The sequence below is a fragment of the Maribellus sediminis genome (genome assembly GCF_011799805.1).
In the GTDB taxonomy this organism is placed as follows: domain Bacteria; phylum Bacteroidota; class Bacteroidia; order Bacteroidales; family Prolixibacteraceae; genus Draconibacterium; species Draconibacterium sediminis_A.
In genome coordinates this window covers 147,652-174,473 of record NZ_WXUB01000002.1, presented here as the reverse complement: position 1 = coordinate 174,473, position 26,822 = coordinate 147,652, and the positions used below count along the sequence as shown (strand labels likewise).

The following is a 26,822-nucleotide window of genomic DNA, read 5'->3' as shown; positions in this document are numbered from 1 at the left end:
GCCAATAGTTTTTATAAGTTGCAAAGTAATTATAGTAGAAATGGCATTCGATCCAATTGACTACATCGACGGCAAGGTAATACAAGCGACGAAACGAGTACCATGTACTTGAGATAAGGCAATTATCTGTTCTTTACGACCTCAAAAGAATATTGTCCGGAACCCGTACGAAGCAAAATTTCGCCATCAGTCTGATTGATGAATTCAATACCTGGTTTGTCAGATAATGACTTTCCGCTTTCAAAAACCTGATCCGTATTCTTGGCCGGTAACACGATAATTGCGGTGGTATTCACCGGAATCTCAATATCGAGTTCAAATGTAGCTTCAGCATCCTGCCATACGGAGCGTATCGTCCCGTAAGGCGACTCAAAACTTGCACTGGTTTTGGCGATACCGCCAACTACTTGTGGTTCGATCTTAACTTCTTTATATGCCACTGATTCTTCGGTCTGACCGATTCCTCCCAAGCCATTGTAAAACCATTCCATTAAGTGCCCCAACATTAAGTGGTTGTTCGAAACCACCTCCAGCGCGGGCCACGATTCGGTAAGCGCTGTAGCTCCTTTTTTCAGTTGAAAACCATATCCCGGAACATCGTCGCGGGCATTCATTTCAAAAAGCAGTTCACCTAGTCCGTTATTTTGCAAAGCTTTTACCAGGTAATTTAAACCGATATCTCCTGCAGTTAGCGCTTTTCCCGAGTTTTGTATCGATTCAACGAGCGTCTTCACCACTGCATCGTGATCATTTTCATTTACCAGGCCCACTACCAAAGGCATGGCAATAGCCGTTTGGCTTCCGGTGGAATAGATCTTTGTTTCCGGATTGAAAAAAGTAGCGTTGAATGCGTTTTTTATTTCGGAAGCCAGGTCAGTTAAATGCTTTACTTCATCCTGCTTTCCAATTAAAGCAGCCATTTCCGACATCAGTTTTACATCGTAGAAATAAATGGCAGTTGCGGTAAGTGCTCGCGGGGTGAGTTGCGGAAAACCGGGACGTTCGGGCCCAAGATCGTACCAATCGCCCAAACCATGATCAAGAATATGATTTTCAGACCGACTTTCCAGGTATGCCACATAGCGTTCCATCATTGGCCAGGCTTTTTTCATCGGCTCCAAATCGCCGTACCATTTGCAGATTAGCCAGGGAAGGATCACCGCTGCACTTCCCCATTCGGGTGAATCGCGAAAATCGCCATTGGCAAAATCGAAAAGCACATATTCAGGCGCAATGGTCGGAACCAGCCCGTTCGCTGTTTGTGCCTCAATCATATCGTCTACAATCTTGCAATAAAGATGGTAGATATCAAAATTATAGTGAACGCTGCCGCCCATAAGGAAACTCTGTTCCAACCAGCCCAGCTTTTCGCGGTGCGGACAATCGGTCAACACACTTTGGAAGTTACTTTCTATAGCCCATTTTATAAGCGTATAAATTTGATTAAAAAGCTCGAACGAGGTATGAAAACTGCCCGTTTCTGGTGAAGCGTTTCGATTATGTAACATTTTCAGGCTGACAATCTCCGGCACATTGGATTCCCCATTTTCAGAGGCAGGCACAGCACCATCAACCTGTATGTAACGCAAGCCGTAAAACGAGAATCGCGGACGCCAGGCTTCTTCGCCATCTCCTTTCAAAACATAGGTGTAATAGTGTGGCCTTCCGGTAGCACGCTGATTGACTTTACCGTCTTCAAAAATCAGTTCTGCCGGGGTTAGAACCACTGTGTCTCCTGCATTTCCTTTGACTGTTAATTCAAAAATTCCCGATGCATTTTGACCGAAATCATACAGCCAGGAGTTATTGGAGTTCTCAATTTTGGTGATCTTTTGTGGCTTCAGTTCCTGTGTGAGTTTCACCGGGTAATCGGTTTCGGGATGCAATTCATCAGTTGTCGGCTCCACAACAATCGCTTTCTGCCAGTTCACCTCATCAAATTCCGGTTGGTCCCAACCTGCTTGTTCAAGCCGGGCATCGTAATTCTCGCCGCCAAAAATACTCGAAAATGTTATCGGGCCCGGAACGGTTCTCCAGCTTTCGTCGGAAACGATTTCTGCCTCACTGCCATCCTCGTAAACCAACTTCAGTTTCATGATCATCATGGGATTTCCATAGGCTGTCATGGTTTTCCGGTAGCGCTCGTTGGGAATAATGAAAAAGCCGTTCCCAAGCAGTATTCCAACCGCATTTTTACCAGTCTTTAGCAGGTCGGTACAATCGAAGGTATTGTACAAAATGGTTTCATCGTAATTGGTCCAGCCGGGCGAAAGAAAGCGATCGCCCACCTTTTCGCCATTCAAATGCATTTCGTAATGTCCCATTCCCGAAACAAAAACCAACGCCTGTTTCAGTCCTTCCTTCACTTCGAATTCCTTGCGCAAAAGCGGCAGTTTATGCGATCCCTGATCTTTCCCTCTCCATGATTTCCCGGGAAGGTGAATACCGGGAACTATCCTCTTTTCTTCCGGCAGTTTATCGTAAGCAATCCATTGTGCTCCGCTCCAATCACTTTTTGCAAAAATTCCGGTAGTAAAGGTTTTTATCATGCTCCACGAAGTTTCATTTCCGTAATTATCCCAGGTTTTTACCCGCCAAAAATACGTTTGTCCGGGGTGAAGTTCCATTCCTGCATAATCGACCAAAATACTTTTCTCGCTTCGGATCTTCCCTGAATCCCAAACCTGATTGGCAAAGTTGTTTTGTTCAGATACCTGAATCTGATAAGCGGTTTGTACTACTTTTTTTTCTGAAGAAGCCAGCTTCCAGCTAAAAAAGAATGACGAAGGATCAACTCCTGTAGCTACGATAGCATTATTAACACTGGCTTCAGTAACTTGAAAATCAGCATTGCTCCGGCAGGAAAGCAGAACAAATATCAAAACAACACTATGGATTAAAACAGCGTTTTTCATCATTCTTGACTATTAATTTTCTCAAATCGTTCGGATTTCTTCCGCCAGTAATTTCCTAGTACAGATCCTGAAATATTCATCCAGGGGCTGAAAACCGCAGCTGCCAGTCCAAGGGTTGCCAGTTTGCCCATCACCCCAGCCAGCCCCGATGCCATTCCTCCGTTTTGCAGACCGACTTCAAGCGCCACAGTTCGGCACGAATTTTTATCGAGTCCCAGCAAACGACTGATTCCGTAGCCAAAAGTATAACCCAGTGAATTGTGCATGATCGATGCCAGCAACATCAGCAAACCAATGGAAAGGATATTCTCGCGGCTGGCTGCTGTTGTAACCACCGTAAAATATACGATGCCAAACATTGAAAGTTTGGGCATAAAATCTTTGATCTTTCCCCAGTACCGGGTTGCCAAGTAATACAATTTCCCGACAATAAAGGCTCCTGCAAAAAAAGATACCAATTCAAAAACCTTCATCCCGGTGTTTCCAAAACGCGTTTCAAGTACTGGCCAGAATCCAAAAATCAATGCCATCAACCACAAAACTGAAACGACCAGGACAAGATTGATCCTGTTTATCCATTTTTTTGAACCCGATTTGAAAACGTCGTATAACATGGCAGCACCTATGGGAACAATAACAATCTCGATGATCTGCACAAACATAGCCCAGAATTTCACCTCCACATAGGTTCCGGCCAGAACCTTCATCCAGAACGGCGTCATAACCGGCGCCAGTAAAGTGGCTACAGAAGTCAAGGTCACCGACAAAGTAAGATTTGCTCTTGCCAGGTAAACCATCACATTCGATGCCAGTCCGCTTGAACAGGAGCCGATCAGGATAATTCCGGCGGCAATTTCAGGTTCAAAATTGAATATTTTTGTGAGCGTAAATCCCACAATCGGCATAATGGTAAACTGACTCAAAATTCCGACAAAAACGCCTTTGCCCATAGTTTTGATGTGGGTAAAATCGCGAAAACTCATTTGTGTTCCCATACCGAACATTACCAGCTGCACGATGAACATGATCATCCATTTATTGCGGAGATCGAAGTTGCCCCAGTGAAGAAAGGCTGAGGGATAGATCATGCCACAAACAATAGCTACAATAATCCAGGCTGTGTACTGGTAGGAACGGAATGAATGAACCGATGCCAAACCAAACGCAATTCCTACGGAAGCTATCACTGCCAGTACCTGTGACGCCTGATGATATTTGAGCACCAGCGAAAACAGCAACAGTGCAAGTGCCGTCAGTCCGATCCAAAGCGCAAGTCTTTGAAGCTTTTGTTTCATTACAGCACCTCCGCAAGGTATTGAACCGCCAATTCGGGGCTGGTAATGATAGGAACTTTTTTATCTTCTTCCGAAAGCTGATCAACAACACGTGCCATCGATGCCTGTGCTAACAGGATCACATCCACTTCCTGCGACAATTCTTTTAATGCAGCAGCCACCTTTTCGTCGTGAATCTCCGGTTTCCCTCCCATGAGCGCATCGAATGCACCTTCGCAAAGTTTTGAAGTCAGCTCAATGTCTTTTCCTGCAACAATCGCACGACGACGCACCAAATCGCTTGTAGGTTCCAAAGTTGTTGACAAGGTTGCTACCACGCCAATCTTTTTACCCATCTGCACGGCTTTGTCGGCCATGGGTTGATCGACCCGCAAAACTGGTATTTTCACAAGGTTTGCAGCCATTTCCACTGCAGGTCCGATGGAAGAGCAGGTAACCAAAATATAATCGGCCCCTGCTTCTTCGGCGGAGGCAACATGCCCCACTACCCTGCGTGAAGTATCGGGTGTGAGTTTTCCACGTTCGATTGTATTTTTGATCAGACTATCATCTGCAATATTAAAAACCTTGATGTCTTTCCCGGCTAAGTATTTATCTGTCAGTTCCTGAAATACGGGAACCAGTGTCGCCGAAGTATGTATCAATCCCAATGTTTTAGTCATAGTATTTAAATTTTCCCGTTTTTAATCTTTATAAAATAATTCGCATCTCCAACCTGTCCGCCTTTCAGATTCACTTCCAAACCATCAACCGGCGAGGCACTTGCAAAAGCCCTGCACACCGGCGCTCCCGGAAATACAGGTGCGATCATTTCCACGGCTTCAATGCCCAGTTCACGCGCCACATAACCCGATGTATCGCCTCCGGCAATAACCATGCGTTTCACCGGAAACTCTTCCAAAGCTCTCCGTGCAGATTGCCCAAGGATTTTTCCAAAGCGTTTGGCAGTTTCAATGCGTCGGTTTTGTTCGTCCCAGCCTTTTCTTTTAAGCAGCTCACTTATTTGCTTAACACGCACATCATCAGGGCCTTTTGAAGTGTGCAAAATAACACTTTTCCCATTTTTAAAGCACGAAACGATTTTTTGCTGATATCCATTAATAAACGATTCAGGATCATCCACATCCAGGCTCATCGCATCAACCGCAATTTCCTCAAATCCATGTTCCACTGCGCGGTTAATCTGCTCTGCTGTTACCGGAGAAACACTCCCCGAAAGCACCATCAGCGGACTGCTTACTACTAATTCATCCCAGGTTTGTCGCGGCTGACAGCGATTTTCTTCAGCCCAATAATCACCCAGGGCTTTTTCAATTCCCGATGATCCTACCGAAAAAAGTGGCCGCTCTTCAAATACCTGCCGGTCGAGCACTTCTCCGATTTTGGCCATTTGTGATTCGTATATACCATCGAAAAAAAGAATTCGCTTGCCGGTTGAAAGCTCTTGCTCAATTTTTTGCTGAATTTCCTCGACCGGGCTTTGCAAATCTACAAGATCAATCAATCCGATAGGAAGCTGCGTTTGGCGCCCTAAATGAACCTGCAAATCACTTTCAGTGGCCGGCGTTACAGGGTGTGCACACATTGAAGGATGCCGGTCGAGGCGGAAAATCTTTCCCTGGCTACCAATTCCCATTCTTGCAAACAGATTTCCAAAGGCCGAATAACGCCCCAGGTGAGGTGCCGCTACCAACACCGGCGTGAAATCATTTTTGAATATTTCCTGACCGGTTTCGATGGCCATTCCAATGTTGCCAATTTCCGGCGATGAATCGAAAGTTGAACACACTTTGTAATGAACGTGGCGCGGATTTAACTTTTTCAATTCGGTAAAAGCCTTTGCAAGCGCTTGTTTCATTTCAAATGGAATCATAGCGCGGGTCATTCCCGCAACACCAATCGCTGCAGGATTTCCGAAACGTTCTATTTGTTCCGAACTTGGATTATCCAAAAACAAAACCGTCCTAAGTCCGGCCCGGGTCAAAAACTCCAGCGCATCAGTCGATCCCGTAAAATCGTCGCCGTAAAAAGCCAGTTGTATCTTGTTATTCTCTGCCATTATTCACTACCCAAATTTTTCCACTGATTCGCCAAACTCCTTGAACTTTTTCGCGGCTTGTTCCAGCGAAAGTCCATCAACTGCAGCCTGCCAGGCCTGGTGCAGGGCTTTCACTCCGCCTGCAGGTCCCGAAGGATGTGCCATTATTCCACCACCGGCCATGTACAATAAATCGGTGGTTTTTGTTCGTTGCCAGGTTTCAAAGGCCTGTCCGCCCCACTGCCCCGATGAAACCACCGGCAAAACAGCTTCATTGTTTAAAAAGGGCTTGTGACAGGATTTTATTGATCGTACCACCGAATCGTCTGATTCCCAAAATTTATTTTGAATGCCGTTTACATGCATCTGATCCACTCCGGCTAATCGCCATAATTTATTGTATGCCGGAAAATTGATTCCCAGCAAAGGGTGGCGGTTGATCATTCCCCATCCGTTTCGGTGACCATGAATGGATAACTCCCCCCAACTGCAAACTTCTTTTACCCCGGTCCAACCAACACTGTTAATGCTAAGCATGGCAGAGGTTCCCCCGGCTTTTACGATCTTCTCGTAGTTGGTTTTCATGGTATCAAGATCGCCAGTAATGTTAAAAGCATACATCACTTTTTTACCGGTTTTGTCGGCATAGGTATTTATTAATTTCATTATTTTTTCGAGCCGAACTTCAAAAGGCGAGTTGACCGTTGAAGTCATCAGCTCATCGTCTTTCACAAAGTCAATTCCGGCTTCTACCAATGTTTTTACCAGGTCGGCTGTATATTCGGGAGTCAGTCCAACGCTGGGTTTTATGATGGTTCCTATCATTGGTCGTTCCGATCCCACTCCCGCCAACTCTTTAGTTCCGCGCATGCCATAAGTGGGTCCCCGAAAATGTTTTGCATAAGAAGCAGGCAGTTCCAGGTCATCCAATTTCAAACCTGTAAACTGGCGCAATTCGTATAAATTTCCCTGAACCGTGGAGACCAATGCCGGAATATTGTAGCCAAAATTCTCGAGCGACCACGACACTTTTACTTTTGCCCGATGATAGGTTTTAAATCCCAGATCATCGCCGGGCATGCTTGGTTCAGTAACATCTCCCAGAATTTTAATCTCTTCTACTCGCGCAGCAAACCGCGATTTTAGTTCATCGGTTTCGCCGGGAACAGCCACAAAAGTTCCGCTCGACTGTTCGCCGGCCAGCACCGCAGCAGCTTTTTCCACATCATGTGGCGTTTCAATCAAATATGTCGCAATAATTCGTTCCATGCTAATTTTGTTTCAATAGGATTTCAATATCTGTTTTCCGTGTTTCAGGCTGAACATCAATAATATTTACCATACCATCTTTCAATTCTGCTTCAACACTTGTATTTCCGGGAGCATGCAATTTAAAATGCACATTCCATTCTTTCGGCCAGGCCGGGAAAAGGTAAATTTTATCGCCGTTGGTTTGCAGTAACATCTCCTGAACTCCGATCATTCCCGATCCACCCCAATTATGGTCAGGCACCCAGTCGAAACCTGGTCCCCAGAATGCCGGAAAACGACGGCCGGAATCCTTCATTTTCAGCAAAGTATATTTTACAGCTTCTTCTGTCAATCCGAGCCGGGCAGCAAAAATATTGTACTGCTTCCAGCTTTGGTGATCCTGGAATTTGATGATATCCTGATCGTAGAGGTAGGTGTTTTGTGCAATGTCCAAACCCGGCTTTCCAACTCCATAAATCCCCCAGGGATAAACGGGGTACAGTTGCGGCGCCTCCGTATTATTTATGCGCTCCCATAATTTTGCCGGTGCAATGGTTACCTTATCTCCAAACTGACGAAAAGCAAATGGCGGAATTCTTTCCAGGAAAGCTTGCCATTTCTCGCTATCAATTTCCTGAGGATAGTATTCCGCTAGTTGAAGAAGTCCTTCGGTAACCTTATACAACGCAACAACTGTTGAAGTGGCATTGTAAGCCATTTTGTAGGTTTCGCAGGCCGATCCCGGGTACAATATCAAATCTCCGTTCTCATCGAGAGCTTTTGTGCCCCGTTGTTTCGCCAGATATTGGTAATGCTCATCGAAAAAGGTCAGGCAACTTTCAATCAATGGCAAGTAGTCAGAAATATCTGCCCTCTGGTATTTGTTTAATTGCAAAACCATCCAGCAAATTTCAAGCGAAGTATCCCACTGGTATTCGAGCCAGGCGTTGTACATCATTCCAGGGTCGTAATTTTCTGGTCGTTTCCAGCCGTATTCACTGGGATTTGGCAGGCCAAAATTTTCAATCTGCTCGGTAAAACAAGCACCATCATGATCCCAGTAACACCGGCTTCGCAGCTCAGCATTTCTTAAAATCCTCAGGTAAAAGTCCAGTTGTGGTTTCATCATGTCGAAATCGCCTGATGCCAACATTGGGAAATATATTAGGCGCTGATTCTGTGCAGTAAAAGTACCGCCACCCCAATTCCTGAAATCTGGAGTAAAAGGCCGTTCATCGTTGGTGAAAATTGGATCAACCGTGAACAATCCTCCGTTGAACTTTGTGGGATATTTCCCGTAAGCATTGCAACCCAGCATGTAACGAAACAACTGATAATTGCGCCCTGCTTGCCAGGAAGGATTGCTGTAATCAGTATTTTCAGGTTGAATTAAAACAAAACTTCGTTGCCAGTAATCCCGCCACCAGTCCAACGTCAACTTTCGTGTACTTTTTTGCTTATTCTCTTTCTGAATACGATTTTCCAATTCAGCTTTCCATTCATCCACACCATCGAATTGTCCTGTATTTAAGGCAATTTTCAGATGGTATTTCTTAGCTGCTTTTTTACTTTTCAGCCTCCAGCTTTTAAATGCTGTTTGCTGGTATTTTCCTTCGGATGTTTCACCCTGAACAAGATTCTCGCCCCACATCAATCCACCAAAAGTGAGTTTTTCAAGCGGATTAAAAAGGCTGTCTTTAACGGAATTTAGTTTTTGCTGATTTACCGTGGCATCAAAAATTGTTTCTCCTTGGTTTCGGTGATAAAACAGTACTGCGTCCCCGTCAAAATAGATTTCATCCTTTCTTGTAAGCAGGCCTTCGGATAGTGCCCATTTGTAGGAATTCTGAAAACTTTCAAATTTGCGGAGCTTGCGGTCTTCATACCGCCAGCTTTCGTATGAAGCTTGAAAATCGATAGCCTTATCGCTTTCCACCTCAACATGAATAATCGGATTAAAAACATCGACCCAAATTTCGAACTGAGTTTTAGTTCCCTCTTTTTCGGCTGAAATCAGTACACTTCCTTTTTCGAGCTGAAGTTCTTGCCGGAAAGTTGCTCCAACAAAGGGATTGGGATCGCACTGAATGCGCACCCGCCCCAGCTTTGGCATGGTATTGTTCTCATCGAAAGTGCCGCTCCGTGCCATGTAGAAGAGCAGATCTCCGTTTTCCACCCAAACATTCAGGCCTATATCGCCACCACCACATGGCATCGATTCCGATGAGTTGGTACTCTGACTGTTCCAAACCACATTGTAATTTTCAGGTAATAAGGTTTGTCCAGCCGAGACTGCGGGAATAATCAGAAATAATATGTACAGAATATTTTTCATGCAATTCATTAAAATTACCAATCATCCGAACGAAATGATGAAACCGGCAAACCGTCGGTTGCAAACAAGTTTCCGAAAGCATAATCCTTAAAGCAGTAGCGCACAGCCACCGGTTTTTCAACTCGCGGAGAAGATAAAATCACTGATTTGGAGCGCAGAAAAGCAGTGGCAGGATAAAATACCTTGTTTTCGCCTGCAATCTCAAATCCCATTAGTTCTTTTCCAAAAGTGGTTAATCCGTTCGCTACATTTTTAAACGACACGATTACCTGGCTTCCTTTAATTTCAATCGCGTAATAGCCAGGACTTTGATAGCTAAAATCGCGAAATCCGTAAGTTTTTGCAAGAGCCCAGAGCGCCAATCGTTCGCCTCCTTCTTTTTTCCGCATCGGGTGAATATTAGTTTCTTCACCAACATCCATCAACACTGCCATGCCGCTATTTGGAATGATGTCCATAGCCTTTAACTGCGCTTCACGTAAAAAAGCTGAGTTGTATTTTTCAAGCGGTTCATCGGGAGTAAAAACCGAATAATCGAAAGGTGCTATCTGGGCGTAATAAAACGGGAAGTCTCCGATGCCCCATAAATTTCGCCACTCTTTCACCATTTTCGGAAACAACTCCAGGTAACGATCGGGTTCCTGGTAATTGGTTTCGCCTTGGTACCAGATACAACCTTTTATTCCATAAGCGATAACCGGATTCAGCATGCCGTTAAATAGTACGGTCGGAGTCCGGTTTTCAACCAATATGGAATCGCCGGGTGCCGGAATTTCCTTGTCTTCGAAAGCCGTAGAAGTTTCTTTGCTCATCCAGGCCTGAATACAGGAACCGCCCCAACTCACCTCGATCAAACCAATTGGAACATCGAGCATCTCATTCAATAATTTGCCAAAATAATAACCGGTGGCGCTGAAATTTCGTACCGCCGCCGCATCCGCCTCTTTCCATTTTGCTTCAAAATTATCCTGCGGTGTGGTTTGCGCATTACGGGGAACAGTGATCATCCGGATAGTATGATCTTCAGACTTCAAGATGTCCATATTTGATCCTTTTACGGGTTGCCCCTGAAAACCCTTCATAGGCATTTCCATATTCGACTGCCCGGAACAAATCCATACTTCGCCGATCATTACATTTTCTAATGTTATGACTTCTCCATCGCTAACTGACAATTGATAAGGTCCGCCTGCTTCAGGTGTTTGAAGCATCAGTTTCCATTTCCCGTCTTTATCGGCTTTTGTACTTACACTTTCGTTGTTCCACGAACCACTTACTTCAACCGTAGCTCTTGCCTCACTCCATCCCCACACAGCAACTTTAGTCTGTTGTTGCAACACCATGTGGTCGGCAAAAAGCGCCGGAAGTTTTACTTTGGCATTTGCAGTTAATCCACTCATCAAAAAAACAAGTAGCATAAACGCTACACTTGTTCTTTTTAATTCCGTATTCATTACTTTCATTCTATTCTCCTTTTTCAGGTATGTTTCGTTTTACTTCTATTTTTCTACAAGGATTCTCACCGGCCCCATCATACCGGCCGGCAACAATTCATTTCCTTCCAAACGATACGCGCAGGTTGTCCATGTAATTCGGTCTTCTTCCGGCAGCTCATGATCGCCTATCAAGCGGTTTGCCCAGGTATTTGTTACGGCAATTTCGAGTTGGTTGGTACCTTCTTTAATTGCTTTTGAAATATCCACACGATAAGGTGCCGTCCATGCAACGCCGCAGTTTATTCCATTAATCGTTACTTCAGCCAGATTGTATACTTCTCCCACATCGAGGAAGGCATTTTCAATGTTACCGCTCCACTCAAACGATTTCCGGTAAACAGCCGTGCCTGAATAATACTTTATTTTTTCGTCTTTATTTTTGCTCCAGTCGCTTAGTTGCTGAAGTGCCACCGGACTTTCCGGCCCTCCCAGTGCTTTATCGAATTCAACCAGCCAATCGATATCCAGTATTAGCTGTTGTACAAACTCCGGATTATTTTTCGCTCCCGTTACTTCAGAATCAACAATCCCTTCTTCAAAAAGCACAAAAACTGATTCATTACTTTCAAACTGAAATGGAATTATTGTTCTGCCGTTTTCGATGCGGCGGTCTTTGCAGGATCTTGTTTCTCCACTGACAGGAAAATAAAACTCCGGAACCTTTCCATCAACTCTGAAGGAGAGCTCAACATCACGTCGTTCGTTTTTTTGATTGGCGATAAAATAAATCTCTTTTTCACCATCAGTGCGATGAATCCATGCCAGTTTTTCTGCCGGTTTCTTGTTTTCAAGCGCGAAAAAGTCTTTTTCAATATCCAGGGGAGCAAACGACGGCAAATCGAATTTACCTATCAGAACCTGCCCTTTTCCAATTTTATGACTACGCAGGTTTTCCGAAATCGTTGTACTATTTTCCTCCGCGAATAATTCGTTTGTTACTTTTTCAAAAACCAACTCATCTTCTTCAGCGCCTAAGAACTTGGCAGGCTTTTCCTGGAAATAAATCATGGCTCCGTCCTTAACCAAACTGAAAAGTTTTTGAACAACATCAAGGCTCATTCCTCCGTTAGGATTCATCCGGCGTTCGCCGGGAACCACAAACAAAGAATAACTTGCTCCGCCCGGCAATACGATCTTTCCATCTTGTACCGAAGCCAGATTTAACAAGGCATCCTTATTAAAGGAATCATACGAATATCCATTTAGAGGATCTACCCAGTCGACAGGATCGGCCAGATTTTCTAAAGTAGTTACACCTTTAGGCAACTGGCGGTAAGGCTGACCAACATTTTCAAGCCGCTGCTGTTCCGCGCGTACTTTCTCTTTACCAAATATTCCGGGAAGAACAGGCACCAGTCGGTCGGGTAAAACAGCCCGCCGGGGAATTTCTTCACCGGTAAAAACGGCAATATCAGCAACTGGAATTCCTTGCTGCAATTGAGTTTGACAATTTTCAATGTAATTAATCCATGTTTTACCGGGCTTCCACCAGGTTTGGTTGGGCTGAAAAAAAGTTCCCACCACTCCAAGTGTTTTTCCGGGCAACTGATCGGTCCAGGGATCGTGTACAAAAACATGAAAGATCATTTTATTGACGCCTATCGCAAAATTACGGTCGAAAAGCGTTTTTAGCATTTCGGGATGCTCGTCCCAATCGAGGCGGATTTCAGTTCCGGCCTCAGCACGCACCAGTTTCTTGCCATAAATATGGGCACCTGAAACGGCATCTAAAATATCGTTGGGTTTATCGTGCGAGGGGCTGCGAAACCAGAACTCGCCGGTTGGTGCATCTGTATTTTTAAAATGCAACATCCCATCGCTTACAAAAACCGGAGCCACACTTTCGGAACTGTAAAGAACACCTTTTTCGTGTGCCAGCTTTTTCATGGTTCCGTGGTAATTGTCCACGAGTACTTCGGCAATTGTTGTGCGCACATCGTGTAAAACCTGTTCCGAAAAATGTGTATTTCTCAGAGGAACTCCGGCCAATGCAGGCAGGTACGGACCTAAATCATATCCACGACGTTGTTTAAACTCGTTGAGCAAAACCGGCGACCAGTTCTGGCTACCGCATTCCCAGCTGTCGTTATACAATTCTTCAATCGTACTTTCGGCCAAATCCCCCATGTGATTGTATATGGAATCGAACCAGTTTTCGAACTGTACTTTCACCGCTTCCGGATTTAATTTGTCGGCTTCCAGGCCAACACCACCTCCGCCAATGTAATTGGTTGCTCCAGTTGAAGTGTGCCCCATGCGAAGAATCACCCACCGGCCTTCGGGAACATCCCACGACAGTTTTCCATCCGTTCCGAGTTTGTAACTTATATCAATCATTTCTTCAGGATCAATACAAACCGATTCCTGCAAATAATCCTCATTAGTTGACTTACTGATGCGCCAAACTGCCCCTGACTTCCCTTCGTACTGGTGAATCTTTGCTTCACCCGATAATTCAATGCCTGAAATCCTTAGACGCGGTCGCCACTTGGCATCATCCAAATCTTCAGCACCCGGCTCAGTTCCCTCGGGATCGAAAACAAAACGAAAATATTTTGCGTCAACGGGTTCAATCAAGTGTGTAACTGTAACACCACGATCGTCCCAACCATGACGGTATGCTTCCAGTCGGCCGTGACGCGTGAAATTTGAACCGTCATTACTTGTTTCTACGATCAGGCGATTGGCCTGGTAGTTATTCCAGCCCGACTGCAGGGTAATCGAACGACAGGCAAAAGGCTCGTCGAATTGATACTGTATCCAGCATTTTTCCCGACTCGAAAAGTTTTCGGTATTTCCTTTTTTAGCTAAAAAAGAAGCGTCTTTACCGGGAATACTCGTTGTAATTGTGGGTTTTAGTTTATAGGATGAAACACCACTTCCTGCCGGAGCAGGATAGGCAAATGTGGCAATATCCTCGTAATAATTTTCCATTCTCTCAGGTTGTGGAAGCTGCCCCTCAAAATGTTGCCCTCCAACCACGATCGTATCGGCCCATACCACTTTTTGCATCGAAAGTTCGGGCGCGATCCACGGACCGCCGGCAGCTGTAAATCCGTCGCAGGCGTGAATTCCAAGCTTTACTCCCAAGCGGTTGGCCTCGCTTACCGCAAACTTCATCATATCCCACCACTCAGGCGTTAGCTGCACGGCAACCGGCTCGTACAACGAAGGCTCGGCTGCTCCGCGAATGGTAAATAGAAAGGCTCCACCGATCCCGTTTTCTTTCATCGCCTCCAAATCTCTAGTGATTCCTTTTTTTGAAATGCTTGCGTCTGTCAGAAACCAGTACACCCAGGGTTTGGCATCATCTACCTTCCCTAAAGGTTGAAATTCTTCCGGACTTTGATGTCCGTTTTTACAGCCACTGAAGATAAGAATCAGAAACAAAAAAAGATATGGAATTATGGTCCTCATGCTTTGGTTAGAACTTTATGGTTTGCGGCACTTTTTTCAATTGTTTCAGATCAAATTTTCCAGGCAGAATAAAGAAAGAGTACGAATAATTTCCTGCAGGAACCTGATACTTTTCCATCGGTTGTGCATCATCCGACCACGATGAATTACCACCTATACCCATCTGAATGAGATCGATATTCAGAGTTATAAATCCACTTTCGCTTAATTCGTTGGTATGTTTTGCCTTGTTGATTTCGTCCTCGGTCCATGGCCATGCATTCATATTCAACAGACTGTCGGCCACAACGAGTAATCCATCATTTTCAGGATCTGCCAGGTACATCCAACGCACATCGGTGTGATTCCCGGTTTCCTGCGGCATAATGTAAGGTTCGTTAAACTGGTCGATTGGCAATATGTAAACGCCAGCATCAAATCCCCAACGGCGGTCAAGGTAATTTTCCAAAGGACCACGACCGTACCAGGTAATGTCTCTGTAATCGTTTTTAATGCCCATTGTCATTCCAATTTTTGGGATATTAGGAAGCGTCTTATCGGCCTGCAATTTGTAGTCTATTTTTATCACACCCGATCCACGTACCGTATAATCAACAATCACTTTTGCCAGCCCATCAACGATCCGATAAGTGCTGGTAATTTTCACTTCGTCAGACTGCGGTTTCGAAGTTTCCATTTCAATCATGACAGGTTGTGCTTCGTACCACACTTTCAGTTTCTTTTGTGGCTTCCAGCCTCGTTCATCATTATCAGTAAGCGGACGAGAAAAATGGGGTAACAAGGGTGCGAATATCTGCTCTTGTCTCTTATTTAGATATGACACCAGTGCTCCGTCCTTTTTGCTGAAAACGACTTCAAAGTCATCGCCCATCACCTGAATGTGCTCCTCATCGCCTGTTAAACGCAGGTCAGCATCTTTCTTTGTCTTTTCGCCTGGTTGTGCAAGTCCCGTCAAAGCAAACTGATTAGAAGCCACCTCAAAACCTTTGTCGGCCCAGGTTTTGTCATTCTTCAACAGAAAATGAATGGTGGCCAGGTACTCGTTGCCGGCTTTCACTTCTGGTAGATAAGCCGAAAGATCAATTGTTGTGCCTTCACCAGCGGCCAGATCCATGTCGGGCAGCGAAATTTTGTCGATCTCAAAACCATTTTCAAGGACGGTTAACACAATGTCGTATTCATCGAGCGACAACACTGCGTGCCGGTTCTCAACTTTTATTGTAGTACCGGAAACAAGTTCGCACCATACAGGCTGATAAACGCGCTTGCATTCGTACATGGCCGCTTTGGGGCGTCTGTCGGCAGCAGCAATTCCGTTTATGCAGAAATTACCATCGTGAAGTGTTTCGCCAAAGTCGCCGCCATAAGCATAAAATTCATTACCGAGCGCGTCAGTTTTTAGCAGGCCCTGATCTTTGTAATCCCAGATACAACCACCAATCAACCGTGGTGTCGATCGAAACAAATCCCAGAAATCTTTCATGTTCCCCGTTGAATTTCCCATCGAGTGCGCGTATTCCACAAAAATCACAGGTCGATTGTCGCCGGGTTGCGCCAACAGTTCTGTGATGTATGGAATCGTAGGATAAAAACGGCTAACCATGTCCACATAAAATTCGTCGATCGGATTACCGAGACGTCCTACGTTTGGTAAATGCGAAAGATCTTTATAACCTTCCACATGTGGATTACCCTGTGCAGGCTCATAATGTATTGGTCGGGTGATATCGAAATCGTGTGTCCATCCGGCCATGGCAGCATGGTTGGGACCACGGCCTGCTTCGTTACCCAAACTCCAGATAATTACCGAAGGATGGTTTTTATCGCGGTAACCCATTCGTGTCATGCGTTCCATATGCGCGTGCGTCCACATCGGGTCGTTACTCAGTTTGCCACCTAGTCCGTGGGTTTCGAGATTGGCCTCGTCCATCACCAAAATACCGTATTTGTCGCACAGATCGTAGAAATACGGATCGTTCGGATAATGGGCTGTTCGGATACAGTTAAAGTTGAACTGTTTGATTTGTTTGACATCGTTTTCAATATCTTCACGCGATAAGGTTTTCCCTTTTATCGGATCGTGATCGTGACGATTGACGCCATACAAATACGTTTCCTTTCCGTTGATAAGCAACTTGCTATTCGTTTTCGAAAATTCGATGCTGCGAAAACCGATTCTTGCAGTTTTTACTTCCTGAATATTTCCATCCTTATCTTCCAGTGTCAGCAAAAGCTTGTACAGATTTGGGGTTTCGTCGCTCCATTTTTTGGGATTTTTGACAGTCGTTTCCAACAAACCAAATTTCACATTATCTAGCCGCGGATAACTTTCATCCAGAACTTTCTGAACATCAATTTTCAATGGTTCGCTTAAAACCGCCACTTCATTTTCGTCGTAAAGCTGTGCTTTCAGAACATAGCCTTTTACAGTGTCGCCGGTCAGGTTTTCCATCCTTGGACGAATGCTCAGCGTGGCATCTTTGTAATTCTTGTCGAGTTTAGTTTGCACATGAAAATCAGCAATTCGTAATTTCGGTTCGGCCAGCAACATCACATCCCGGTAAATGCCGCTCATCCGCCAGTGGTCCTGATCTTCCAAATACGAAGCATCGCTCCAGCGGATCACCTGAACCGACAAAATATTTTCACCATCTTTCAAATAAGGTGTAACATTGAATTCTGAAGGCAAAGCACTGTCTTCGGCATAACCTAAAAATTTTCCGTTCACCCAAACTTTATAGGCTGAACGCACCCCACCAAAATGAAGGGTAATGTTCATATTTTCCCAGTTGGCAGGAACCGAAAAAGTGATTTGGTACGAACCCACCGGATTGTAATCGCGCGGTACCCACGGCGGATTTACCGGTCGGAAGGGATAAACCGCACTTTTATAAATGGGTTTGTCGTAGCCTTTCATCTCCCAACAGGAAGGAACTTCGATCTTATCCCACCCCGAAACGCGACTAAGGTAAAAATCGACCGGAGCTTCTCCGGGATTTATCGCAAAATGGAAATCCCATTCACCATTCAGCAAGAGCATTCTTGAACGGTTTCGGTTATATGTGAGCGCCTCCTTTTCGGATGGGAAAGAATACGCCGTTGTTCGCGGAGCATCGCGGTTAATGGAAGTTACCAGTGGATCTTCCCAGGGCTCGGAAGTATAAACCGAAGGTGCAGGCGGAATACCAGCCGGTTCACCGGTTACTGTTTGCGCATTACCTCGAAAAGCGATGATCAGCAATAAAATATATACAATTGATTGTTTCATTATCGTACCGGTTTACTGGAATGAGCTTCCATAAGTTATAACAATAAACGAAAGGATCAGCACTACAAGTGCGACAATCAGTGTACAGAATGTCCTGCCTGAAACGTTTCGCCATTCTTTCATGATTACTCCAACGATGTAGCTGAAGAAGATAAGCATCGACATGTGGAGCACCCAGCTGATAAACTGGAATTTGCCCATTTTAACGTGTCCCAATCCATAGAAAAAGAACTGCCCGAACCACAAAGCTCCGGATAGCGCAGACCAGAAAAAGTTTTTCATCCAGTTACCGGCGCTGATACCTGATTTCAGCGAAAATTCTTTTAAGGTATTTTGACGGATTCCGGCTACTATAAACCACGCCAGGTTCACCAGAAAAGTTCCGGAAGTAGAGACAATGTATTTGGCATTTCCTTCAAAATTTCCGGCGCCGTTTGCGCGGGCCATATCGGAAATAGGCTGTCCGTGTTCGAGCGAAATATTGAAAACCGCAGATAAAACTCCGGCAATCATCACTAGCACCAAACCAATTTTCATGTTGAACTGCACTTTCTCACCGGCTTGAGCTTTCAGGTCTTTTTCCTTTCGGAAACCGGCAAGCCCACTAAGAGCAACACCCAGTAATGCTATAACGATTCCCAGCAAAATAACCATGCCTCCGGGAGCAGTGAAATATTCAACAAGGCCGCCATAGACGATCAGCGGAACAAAGGTTCCGAGGATGGCGGAAAGCCCGATCGCAAAAGTATAGGTAAGCGAATAGCCAATGTGGCGAATCGCAAAGCCAAAACTCATTCCGCCAAAACCGTAAACGGCTCCCAACAGAAAAGCCCCCCAAATCACATTTTTCGGCGCGGTTGCCAGAATATGAAAAAAACCGGGAACGGTGATCCAGCCGATCACCAGCGGAAGAACGATCCATGCAAAAAAGGCCTGCACCAGCCAATAGGTTCCCCACGACCACTTTTTTATTTTCTGAAAAGGTAAGTAACAAGTAGAGGCCGAAATTCCTCCGATGGCGTGATATCCTGTCCCTATTATTGGATTTGGTGTGATCATATTAGTTCAGTGTTCATACTTTAGAGTTAGTCGAGATGAAAAATTTCCTGCATATCGGCCCAAAATTCTTTTGGTCCGGCACTTTCAATGGGTTGCATCAATGGCTTTACCACGTCCCACCAGCGTTGCATTTCTTCGTGAGCAGCCATAAGTTTCATGTCTCCTTCGAAATCGTTGCCCACATATTCAAAATAGGCAAACAACACATTGTCGCGAACAAAAATGGAATAATTAGAAATGTTGCATTCCTTGATTTTGGCCAGGACTCCCGGCCAAACTGCTACATGCTGCCGGATGTATTCTTCTGCTCCCTCAGGCTTCAAGTATATCGTTTGTCCAAATCGTTTCATTTAGTTCTGTTTTTTACGGTTTGAAAAAGCGCCTGAATATTTGCCGGTGGAATATCAGGTAAAACTGCTTCGTGACTTGGTGAAACAATCAGTCCGGTTGGGAAAAGATCGATCACTTCATTCACTCTTTTTTTGACATCCTCAGGACTTCCTTCCACCATTAAATACTGGGCATCGATGCCACCGCAAAAAGCGCCTTTACCGGCAAAATTTGCTTGAATATTTTCCACACTCATATCGGTAGCGCGTGCCTGCAAAGGATGAACGATATCGGCTCCCAGGTCAAAAATATCTTCAATAATGGGGAAGATCGATCCACAGGAATGATACATCACTTTCAGTCCGTAAGTTTTTGCCTGTTCGATCAACAGTTTTGTACCCGGGAAAATATATTGACGGATGAGATCGGGATCGAGCATTAAACCGGTCTGGCTGCCAAAATCGTCGCCAAACAAAACCGCATCCAGTTGGCCTTTGGTAGCTTCGTAAAATATCTCATTTGCTTTCAGATAGAAATCAGTAATCTTCTTCAAAACTGCCTGATATATGTCCGGATTCATCAACATCGTTATCAACGCGGTTTCCATTCCAAAAGCCGAGCATGAATCCTGGAAATGAGCGCTCCACATTATGCCCATTTTTGCATAATCACTTCCCGCTGCTTTTACTCTTCGTTTTGCTTCTTGGCTATCGAGGTACTTTGCCGGATCTGGCCAATTGAATTTATCCACGTCAGCAGGATCGTCGTAATCTTCGAAAAAGCCCGGAGCTGTTAAGGTCCGGTCATCGGGTTTGTCCAGATGATCGCGTTTGGCAAAATCGAAAGCACAGGCAATGTGGTTCGAAGGTGCATAATTATACGGTACTTCAATCGGATAAATATCGTCATCGAGAAGTGTTTTTACTTCTTCCATTGTTTTCAGACCAAAATGCTTTGTTAGACCTGGAATTGCTGCCGGAACCGGCAACCCCATCCAGGATGCCGGCCTGTCGACCGGTGCATTGGCTATGGTTGCTAAAAATCGTTCTTTATGGTTCATTATTTAGATTTTGAGACATGAGAAGATTAGACTTTGAGACGATCAAAATGATCACTTCCTGTCATCTCATCACTATCTAGGTACGTATTTCGTAAAAATCTTATCATTATTTGAAATTCAATATTTAAAGCCTATTGGTGAGAGCGTTATAATTGTCTAAAAGTCTGAAATATAAAGATCTTTTTTAATGTCCGTTAAAAACAATATACATACTTATCATCACTATAATCAGAACTATCCAAAGTGCCCAGACTGTTTTACCCGGTTTGGGCAGATTTTCAAAGCTCATGGTTTTCGCTGCTTCTGCTTTCGATTTTTTATCGGTTACCACGATCAGCCATGTCAAAACGGCCAGGATCACAAAGATGATAAACGACAGTAACAGAAAATGCGGCCAGAAATCGTATTGCTCATTCGGAAAAACCCATAAATAAAAAATACCGGTTCCCATACTGAAAACAGTACCAAACGAAAGCGCAAAGTTGGCTGCTTTGGTGGTAGTTCGTTTCCAAAGCACACCAAATAAAAACACTACCGACATCGGTGGTGCAATAAACCCAAGAACGGCCTGAAACACATCGAAAAGATTGAGTCCTTTAATACTGTCGATGGCCAGCGTCATCAGAATTGCGAGAGCGGCACCCAAAACAGTTACTATTCTACCTATGGCAATGATTTGTTTTTGGGTGGCTTCCGGCTTGTATTTTTTTACGTAAATATCCATCGTGAAAACGGTACTCAACGAATTCAGTGCCGAGTCGATCGTACTAACCAATGCAGCAATCAGAACGGCCATAACCAGTCCGGTCATTCCTGCCGGAAACAAGCGGGTCACCATGGTCATGTACGCTTCATCGGGATCTTTCAGGTCGGGAAAAAGAATGAAACAAACAATTCCGGGAATGATGAATAAAGCTACGTCAAGGATTTTTAGCCAGCCGGTAAAATTGGCGCCAAGTTGTCCCTGCTTCAGATTTTTTGCCCCCAGTACCGACTGCACCATCGACTGATCGGTACACCAGAACCAGACTCCCATGATCGGGTAACCCAAAACGATGGCCAGCCACGGGTAATTCGGATCGTCCATCGGGCGAAGCAGGTTCCAGAATTCGCCTGGAGTATTTTCATAAACCGCCATGATTCCGCCTGCTTTATGGACGCCAACGACAGTTAAAATCAGCGAAACGACAATGAGCAGCAACATCTGAAAAACATTGGTATAGGCAATTGCCTTTAATCCTCCGGCAATGGTAAAAAAAGCAGCAATCATTACCAAAATGATCACAGACAACCACAAGGGAAGATTCAGGATCTGGCCCACTAAAATTCCACCGGCAAAGAGCGTAAGTGCCAGCCAGGAAATGAGGATGGTAGCGAGTGTGTACCAGGCCAGAATATTTCGGGTTGAATCGCCAAAACGTTTACCCATAAATTCAGGCAGTGTAAGTACTTTGGCATCGAGGTAACGTGGGGCAAAAACCACCGCCAGCAGGAGAATAAAAACAAAGGCGTACCAGGCAAAGTTACCTGCTACAATACCGGTGGTGTAACCGATACTTGCCGAAGCGATCAACATTGACGGGCCTACATTGGTTCCCCACATGGTTAAGCCAATACTACCCCAACCCAGTGAATGACCGGCCAGAAAAAGGTTTTCGTCTTTATTGCGGGCTTTTACAAAACTCACCCAGTAACCAATGCCGATCAGCACCAGCAGGTAAATTCCAACTACCGCAAAATCAATAGGTTTTAGTAATTCATAAATGTTGTTCATACGTCTGGTATTGATTCCGGTTTTAGCTATAAATTATGATCGTCTAACAAGTCTTTTACGCTGATTGGTTTTCCGCTTTCCAGCGACCTTTCCATCGCTTTCAACAGTGCGATCGTCCCGATGCCTTCCTTCAGATCGGGGTAAGCTGTTTCGCCATTTCCGAGGCAATCCACAAAATATTCGATGTAATTCTGGTATTCGCCGGCATGGTGACTGTGGCCTTCGAAACGGAAGTAATGTTTATCGCGATGATCGAAAGTAACCATCCGCTCTTCGCCGTCTTTATCGGTTATGGCATAGCGTAATACCGGGTAATCGCCCTGACTGGCGCCTTCTGTTCCGCGCAAAATACAGGTCATTTCACTTTCGCGAACGGCTGGTTGAGTAGGTGACGAATAAGTTCCGCTCACACTGGCTACACGGCCATCATCGGCCTTATATATGAAATGCATCGTATCTTCGTTCTTTAGTCCGCCGGCAAAGCCATTCGGGCTGAGCATTCCGTAACCCATCACCTCTTCGATATTGGGCAGGTACCACCGAACAAAATCCACGGGGTGACTCAGTCCGCCGTACAACCATTTAAAGCGCTCTTCAAGCGACCAGCCTTTACCCAAAAACCAGCGATGATCGGCATTATAGTTCGACTCAATAGTCACCAAATCGCCAATCAATCCTTTTTCAAAGTCTTTGCGCTGGCGGCTCATCGGTTCGAAGAACCGCGAACTCTGCCCCACAAATACCTTCCTGCCACTTTCCTGCTGCAATTGCAACAGTTCTTTTGCATCTTTCAGATCGTCGATCAAAGGTTTGGTACAGATAACATGTTTGCCGTATTTCAGCGCCATTTTTATGTGTTCGGCATGCAAAAAATCGGGCGTATAAATGGCAATAATATCGATCTCCTTATCGGTAAGCAGATCCATGTAAGCCGTTGTATACTTGTGGAAATTAAATTCTTTGGCCCTCAACTCGCACATGCTTCTGTTTAGATCGCACATTTTTACGAGCTCTACTTTCTCACTCTTCAACGCCGCCGAAACGGTGCTTCGTCCTTCTCCCAGTCCTAAAATTCCCAGCTTTTTCATTTTTCCTATCTGTATTTATCTACAATTTTCACTGCAGTTTCAATATCTTTTTCGCTTTTGAAATCGACATTGATGTGCAAACCCTGGTTGCCCACATTATCAATTAGCGGCTCCAATTCGTCAAGCGTTACCCAGTTGGCCATTATCGATTTTCCTCTGGTCAGAATCTTTTTGTAAAGATCGTACCAGCGGGGATCGCCGCCCTGCGGCTCGCCAACGCCCGGAGTCCATTGCACGGCATTCAATTCCTCAATTTCGAGAATGGCATCCAAATGGCGCATGGCATCTACTCCATCGAGGTGGTATAGGGTATAATCGATTTTTTGCGCCTGCTCGCGTAAATAGGGTTGTGCAAAACGACGAAAATCTTCTTCCGAAATCATCAGCGAAATATCACTCTGCAGTTTCGAAACCGTTCCGGGTGCCCAAAGTGAGAAATAACAGAAGGTCATTTCATCACCTTCGCGAATGATGTTATAAATGCGTTCGAACACCTCAAAATAAATATCGTTTACTTTTTGCAGTTGTTCTTCCAACACTTCTGGTTGAAGCATAATGTCCATCAAAACTGTATCTGTCCCTCGTAAACTGGCAAGTGTGTCCAATCCTTCAATCAAATCGGGGCAGCCCACATAATATTTTCCGGCGGAGAGTTTTTTGCATTCGGTCAACAGATCCTGGTGCAACTTCCACCACCTATTGTTTTCATCGAGTTTGATCTCACCATCAAAAGCGTGGTTTTCTTTGATCCAGATGGTATCTTCTCCTCCCGACAATTCCGCTCCCAAACAGGCCGCCAGTGAACCAGGTCCCAAATGCGTGTTGGCGACCGGTAAAATATCAGCTTTAAACGAGCTTCTTGAAAGCTGGTAATCCAGATTCTGCGCCCGCCATTTTGGATCAAACCAGTACTGATTCAAATCAACTGCAGCCGCAGGGGCTGCTATATTTTCACGCGGTTCACCTTCCCTTTCAAGATGTTCCCACATAGTGAGCACAATTCCTTTCTGGTTCCACCAATCGATGTATCGTTTTTGGGATTCTTCCCAGTTTGTTTTCCAGGTTTTCATTTCTTTTACCGCTAAGGCGCGAAGACGCCGAGTTATTTCCTTGTTGTGTATTTATTTTATTCTATTTCTTTGTGTCTCTGCGGCTTTGCGTGAGATTTATTTTCTCGCAAAGGCGTTGAGTCGCTAAGAATTATTTTAAATCCAGATTAAAAACTCCTGTAAAGGAATTATCAATTTTCAGTTTTATTACTTTCTCAAAATCAATATCGTCGGTACTGTTCACATGCCCGGGATAAAATGGAATTTCATTTCCGTATTTTACCAAAACCGGCATTTCATCCAATGGTATTTCCAGGTTTTTCAGCCACTTTCCGCCTTCCACAATTTTGCCCGAGAAGAAATCCACCCAGATTCCCGCAGGGATATATACATCGCGTTTGTCTTCCGAATTCATCACCGGAGCCACCAGGAAATCGTCTCCGAAATAATACTGGTCATCGATGTGCCAGCAAATTTTATCCTCCGGATGATGGAACATTAAAGCACGAAGCACAGGCAATCCGCTTGTAGTTGCTTTTTCACTTTGTTTCAAAATGTATGGAATGAGTGCATAACGCAGCTTCCACCACTTCCTCACCACGTCTGCAATCTCAGGATATTCGTAGGGTTCTCGCTTTGAAGTTCCGTGATAGCGGATGTGTGAAGAGAATACACCAAACTGTGTCCAGCGCACATAAAGATCATTTGGGATCATCGAATTCATAAAATCGGGTACGCCGTGAAAACCGGGGACATCGTGGCTCCAGAAAGCAAAGCCTGATAATCCGAGATGCAGTCCGCCTTTAAGCGAACCTGCCATTCCTGCCCATGAAGCGGCTGCGTCGCCACCCCAGTGCAACGGGTAACGCTGGCAACCGGCCCAGCCGGCCCGTGCCCAAACAATGCCATCACCTGTAACTTCTTTGGTGATTTCGTAAGCCGCTTTCTGATACAAAAGTGCATACAAATTATTCAGTTTCTCAGGCGACATCGAATGGTATTCGGCATCCATATGAATGTCTTCACCAAAATCGGTTTTGATACACACCACGCCCATGTCGAGCAGGTTTTTCAATAAGCCTTTGTACCATTCCACCGCCTTCGGATACGTGAAATCGATGGTGCCGGCATAATCAAGTGCGCTAAAATTAGAGCCGCCTGCCTGTTTTATTTCCTTAGGTTTCGAGATGTAATTGTTTTGTGTTGCTTCCTCCAGTTGTTCGGCTTCACGAGCTACATAGGGCATTTGCCATAGACTCACTTTGAAACCATCTTTCCTCAACTTTGATATAAATCCCGTTGGATCAGGAAAACGTTCAGGATTGAATTTCCATTCACACAACCAGTCGGTACGAAACCAACCGGTATCGAGATGGATCACATCGCAGGGATAATCCTCTTTTCGCAAGCGGTTACAGATCGTTTCCACTTCATCGGCCGAAAAATAGGTCATGCGGCTCATCCAGGTGCCAAAACTCCAGAGCGGCGGCATCGACGGGAAGCCGGTGATTTGTCTGTAACCGTATAAAATTTCTTCTGCTGTGTCTCCACCGAAAAGGAAAAGATCAAGCACTTTTTGTTCGCAAAGAATCTGCACTGACCGCGTAGAATGGTCGGCAAATGAAAATTTACTGTATGAACTGGTGTGCAGGAATACGCCATACATCCGGCTCGAAAGGTAAAATGGAATATTTTTATAGGTACGGCGGTTATTTACTCCCTGGCCATCCTGGTTTTTTAGCTGAAAGGTTTTTCCCGAAAGATCGAGCTTGGTAAAACGTTCGCCACTTCCCACGAACACCTCATCGGGCTCGGAATGAAACGAAACAGTGGCACGATTCACTTTCTCGTCCTTTTCAACAAAAGCCAACGCGTGTGCATCGTGTCGTGCCGGGAAAAACTGGTCGTAGGCGCTCAACTTCACCTCGCGTTTTCCATCGGGATAAAAAGTCACATCCAGCGTTTCATTGGGCGGAGGCAACAGGTCGCTCCAATGGTCGGTCTCAGGTTCCTTGAAATTGATCACTGCCCGCTTCACCCCTTTCTCATCCGAAATGATCCACTGGTCTTTTTGCTTTTCAAACTGAAGCGGAACAACTTCCAGTTCAGCATCCATTTGCAGCATCGGGGAATGTTCCATCGATTCGCCGTTAAAACTGATGGCTACCCGCAGGATCTTTTCGCCGTAAGCACGCAGCTTCATGTAATAATACTGCCTCGGAATAGTGAGATCCGGATAAATATCATTTCCCGGATTTTGTTTCTGGAAGGGAATAAAAACCGTTACATCGGTTCCTTCCTTTACAATATCGACCGGATGACAGGCCCGCCATAACCCTTCCGAATCGGGTGCTGCAGGATCAAAATCCAGAAAATCGTATAATTGATAATTTGTTTGTTTCATATATTTCTCGCAAATCTGCCCGGCTGAACCATTCAGACGGGGG

Annotated in this window: 16 protein-coding genes; all 16 read right to left on the bottom strand. The window is 45.0% G+C overall.

What is annotated here, in order from left to right:
- Positions 1–122 precede the first annotated feature (122 nt).
- Positions 123–2,918: a family 78 glycoside hydrolase catalytic domain gene (locus tag HFD85_RS07485; protein WP_167607152.1), complete on the bottom strand. Its 2,796-nt coding sequence runs from the start codon at positions 2,916–2,918 to the stop codon at positions 123–125.
- Positions 2,915–4,210 carry a bile acid:sodium symporter family protein gene (locus tag HFD85_RS07480; protein WP_167607149.1) on the bottom strand — a complete coding sequence of 432 codons (1,296 nt, stop codon included), beginning with the start codon at positions 4,208–4,210 and terminating at the stop codon, positions 2,915–2,917. The genes HFD85_RS07485 and HFD85_RS07480 overlap by 4 nt, the downstream gene beginning before the upstream one ends.
- Positions 4,210–4,872, bottom strand: coding sequence for an aspartate/glutamate racemase family protein (locus HFD85_RS07475; protein WP_167607146.1), 663 nt, complete (start codon positions 4,870–4,872; stop codon positions 4,210–4,212). The genes HFD85_RS07480 and HFD85_RS07475 overlap by 1 nt, the downstream gene beginning before the upstream one ends.
- A gap of 5 nt (positions 4,873–4,877) precedes the next feature.
- A complete protein-coding gene (locus HFD85_RS07470) occupies positions 4,878–6,269 on the bottom strand; it encodes a four-carbon acid sugar kinase family protein (RefSeq protein ID WP_167607143.1) in 1,392 nt (463 codons plus the stop codon).
- A 6-nt stretch (positions 6,270–6,275) separates the two neighbouring features.
- A complete protein-coding gene (locus tag HFD85_RS07465; protein ID WP_167607139.1) occupies positions 6,276–7,517 on the bottom strand; it encodes a ribulose-bisphosphate carboxylase large subunit family protein in 1,242 nt (413 codons plus the stop codon).
- 1 nt (position 7,518) lies between these two features.
- Positions 7,519–9,834, bottom strand: a complete 2,316-nt coding sequence (locus tag HFD85_RS07460) for a DUF5703 domain-containing protein (protein WP_167607136.1) — start codon at positions 9,832–9,834, stop codon at positions 7,519–7,521.
- Positions 9,835–9,848: 14 nt separating this feature from the next.
- Entirely contained in the window at positions 9,849–11,297 is a 1,449-nt protein-coding gene (locus HFD85_RS07455) for a sialate O-acetylesterase (RefSeq protein WP_206081907.1), read from the bottom strand.
- 36 nt (positions 11,298–11,333) lie between these two features.
- Positions 11,334–14,747 (bottom strand): glycosyl hydrolase, encoded by a 3,414-nt coding sequence (locus tag HFD85_RS07450; protein ID WP_167607133.1) that lies wholly within the window; start codon positions 14,745–14,747, stop codon positions 11,334–11,336.
- A 7-nt stretch (positions 14,748–14,754) separates the two neighbouring features.
- Positions 14,755–18,015: a glycoside hydrolase family 2 TIM barrel-domain containing protein gene (locus tag HFD85_RS07445; protein WP_167607130.1), complete on the bottom strand. Its 3,261-nt coding sequence runs from the start codon at positions 18,013–18,015 to the stop codon at positions 14,755–14,757.
- A gap of 12 nt (positions 18,016–18,027) precedes the next feature.
- Complete coding sequence (locus HFD85_RS07440) at positions 18,028–19,074, bottom strand: L-rhamnose/proton symporter RhaT (RefSeq protein ID WP_167607128.1); 1,047 nt, start codon at positions 19,072–19,074, stop codon at positions 18,028–18,030.
- Positions 19,075–19,100: 26 nt separating this feature from the next.
- A complete protein-coding gene (locus HFD85_RS07435) occupies positions 19,101–19,424 on the bottom strand; it encodes an L-rhamnose mutarotase (protein WP_167607125.1) in 324 nt (107 codons plus the stop codon).
- Positions 19,421–20,464, bottom strand: a complete 1,044-nt coding sequence (locus HFD85_RS07430) for a uroporphyrinogen decarboxylase family protein (RefSeq protein ID WP_167607122.1) — start codon at positions 20,462–20,464, stop codon at positions 19,421–19,423. The genes HFD85_RS07435 and HFD85_RS07430 overlap by 4 nt, the downstream gene beginning before the upstream one ends.
- Before the next feature lie 184 nt (positions 20,465–20,648).
- The gene (locus HFD85_RS07425) at positions 20,649–22,238 is read right to left on the bottom strand and encodes a sodium:solute symporter (RefSeq protein WP_167607119.1); all 1,590 of its coding nucleotides are present in this window, start codon (positions 22,236–22,238) and stop codon (positions 20,649–20,651) included.
- 26 nt (positions 22,239–22,264) lie between these two features.
- On the bottom strand, positions 22,265–23,326 hold the full coding sequence (locus HFD85_RS07420) for a Gfo/Idh/MocA family protein (protein ID WP_167607116.1): 1,062 nt from the start codon (positions 23,324–23,326) through the stop codon (positions 22,265–22,267).
- Positions 23,327–23,331: 5 nt separating this feature from the next.
- Positions 23,332–24,396 (bottom strand): uroporphyrinogen decarboxylase/cobalamine-independent methonine synthase family protein, encoded by a 1,065-nt coding sequence (locus tag HFD85_RS07415; RefSeq protein WP_167607113.1) that lies wholly within the window; start codon positions 24,394–24,396, stop codon positions 23,332–23,334.
- A gap of 130 nt (positions 24,397–24,526) precedes the next feature.
- Positions 24,527–26,779: a glycoside hydrolase family 31 protein gene (locus HFD85_RS07410; protein ID WP_167607109.1), complete on the bottom strand. Its 2,253-nt coding sequence runs from the start codon at positions 26,777–26,779 to the stop codon at positions 24,527–24,529.
- Between the last annotated feature and the right edge of the window lie 43 nt (positions 26,780–26,822).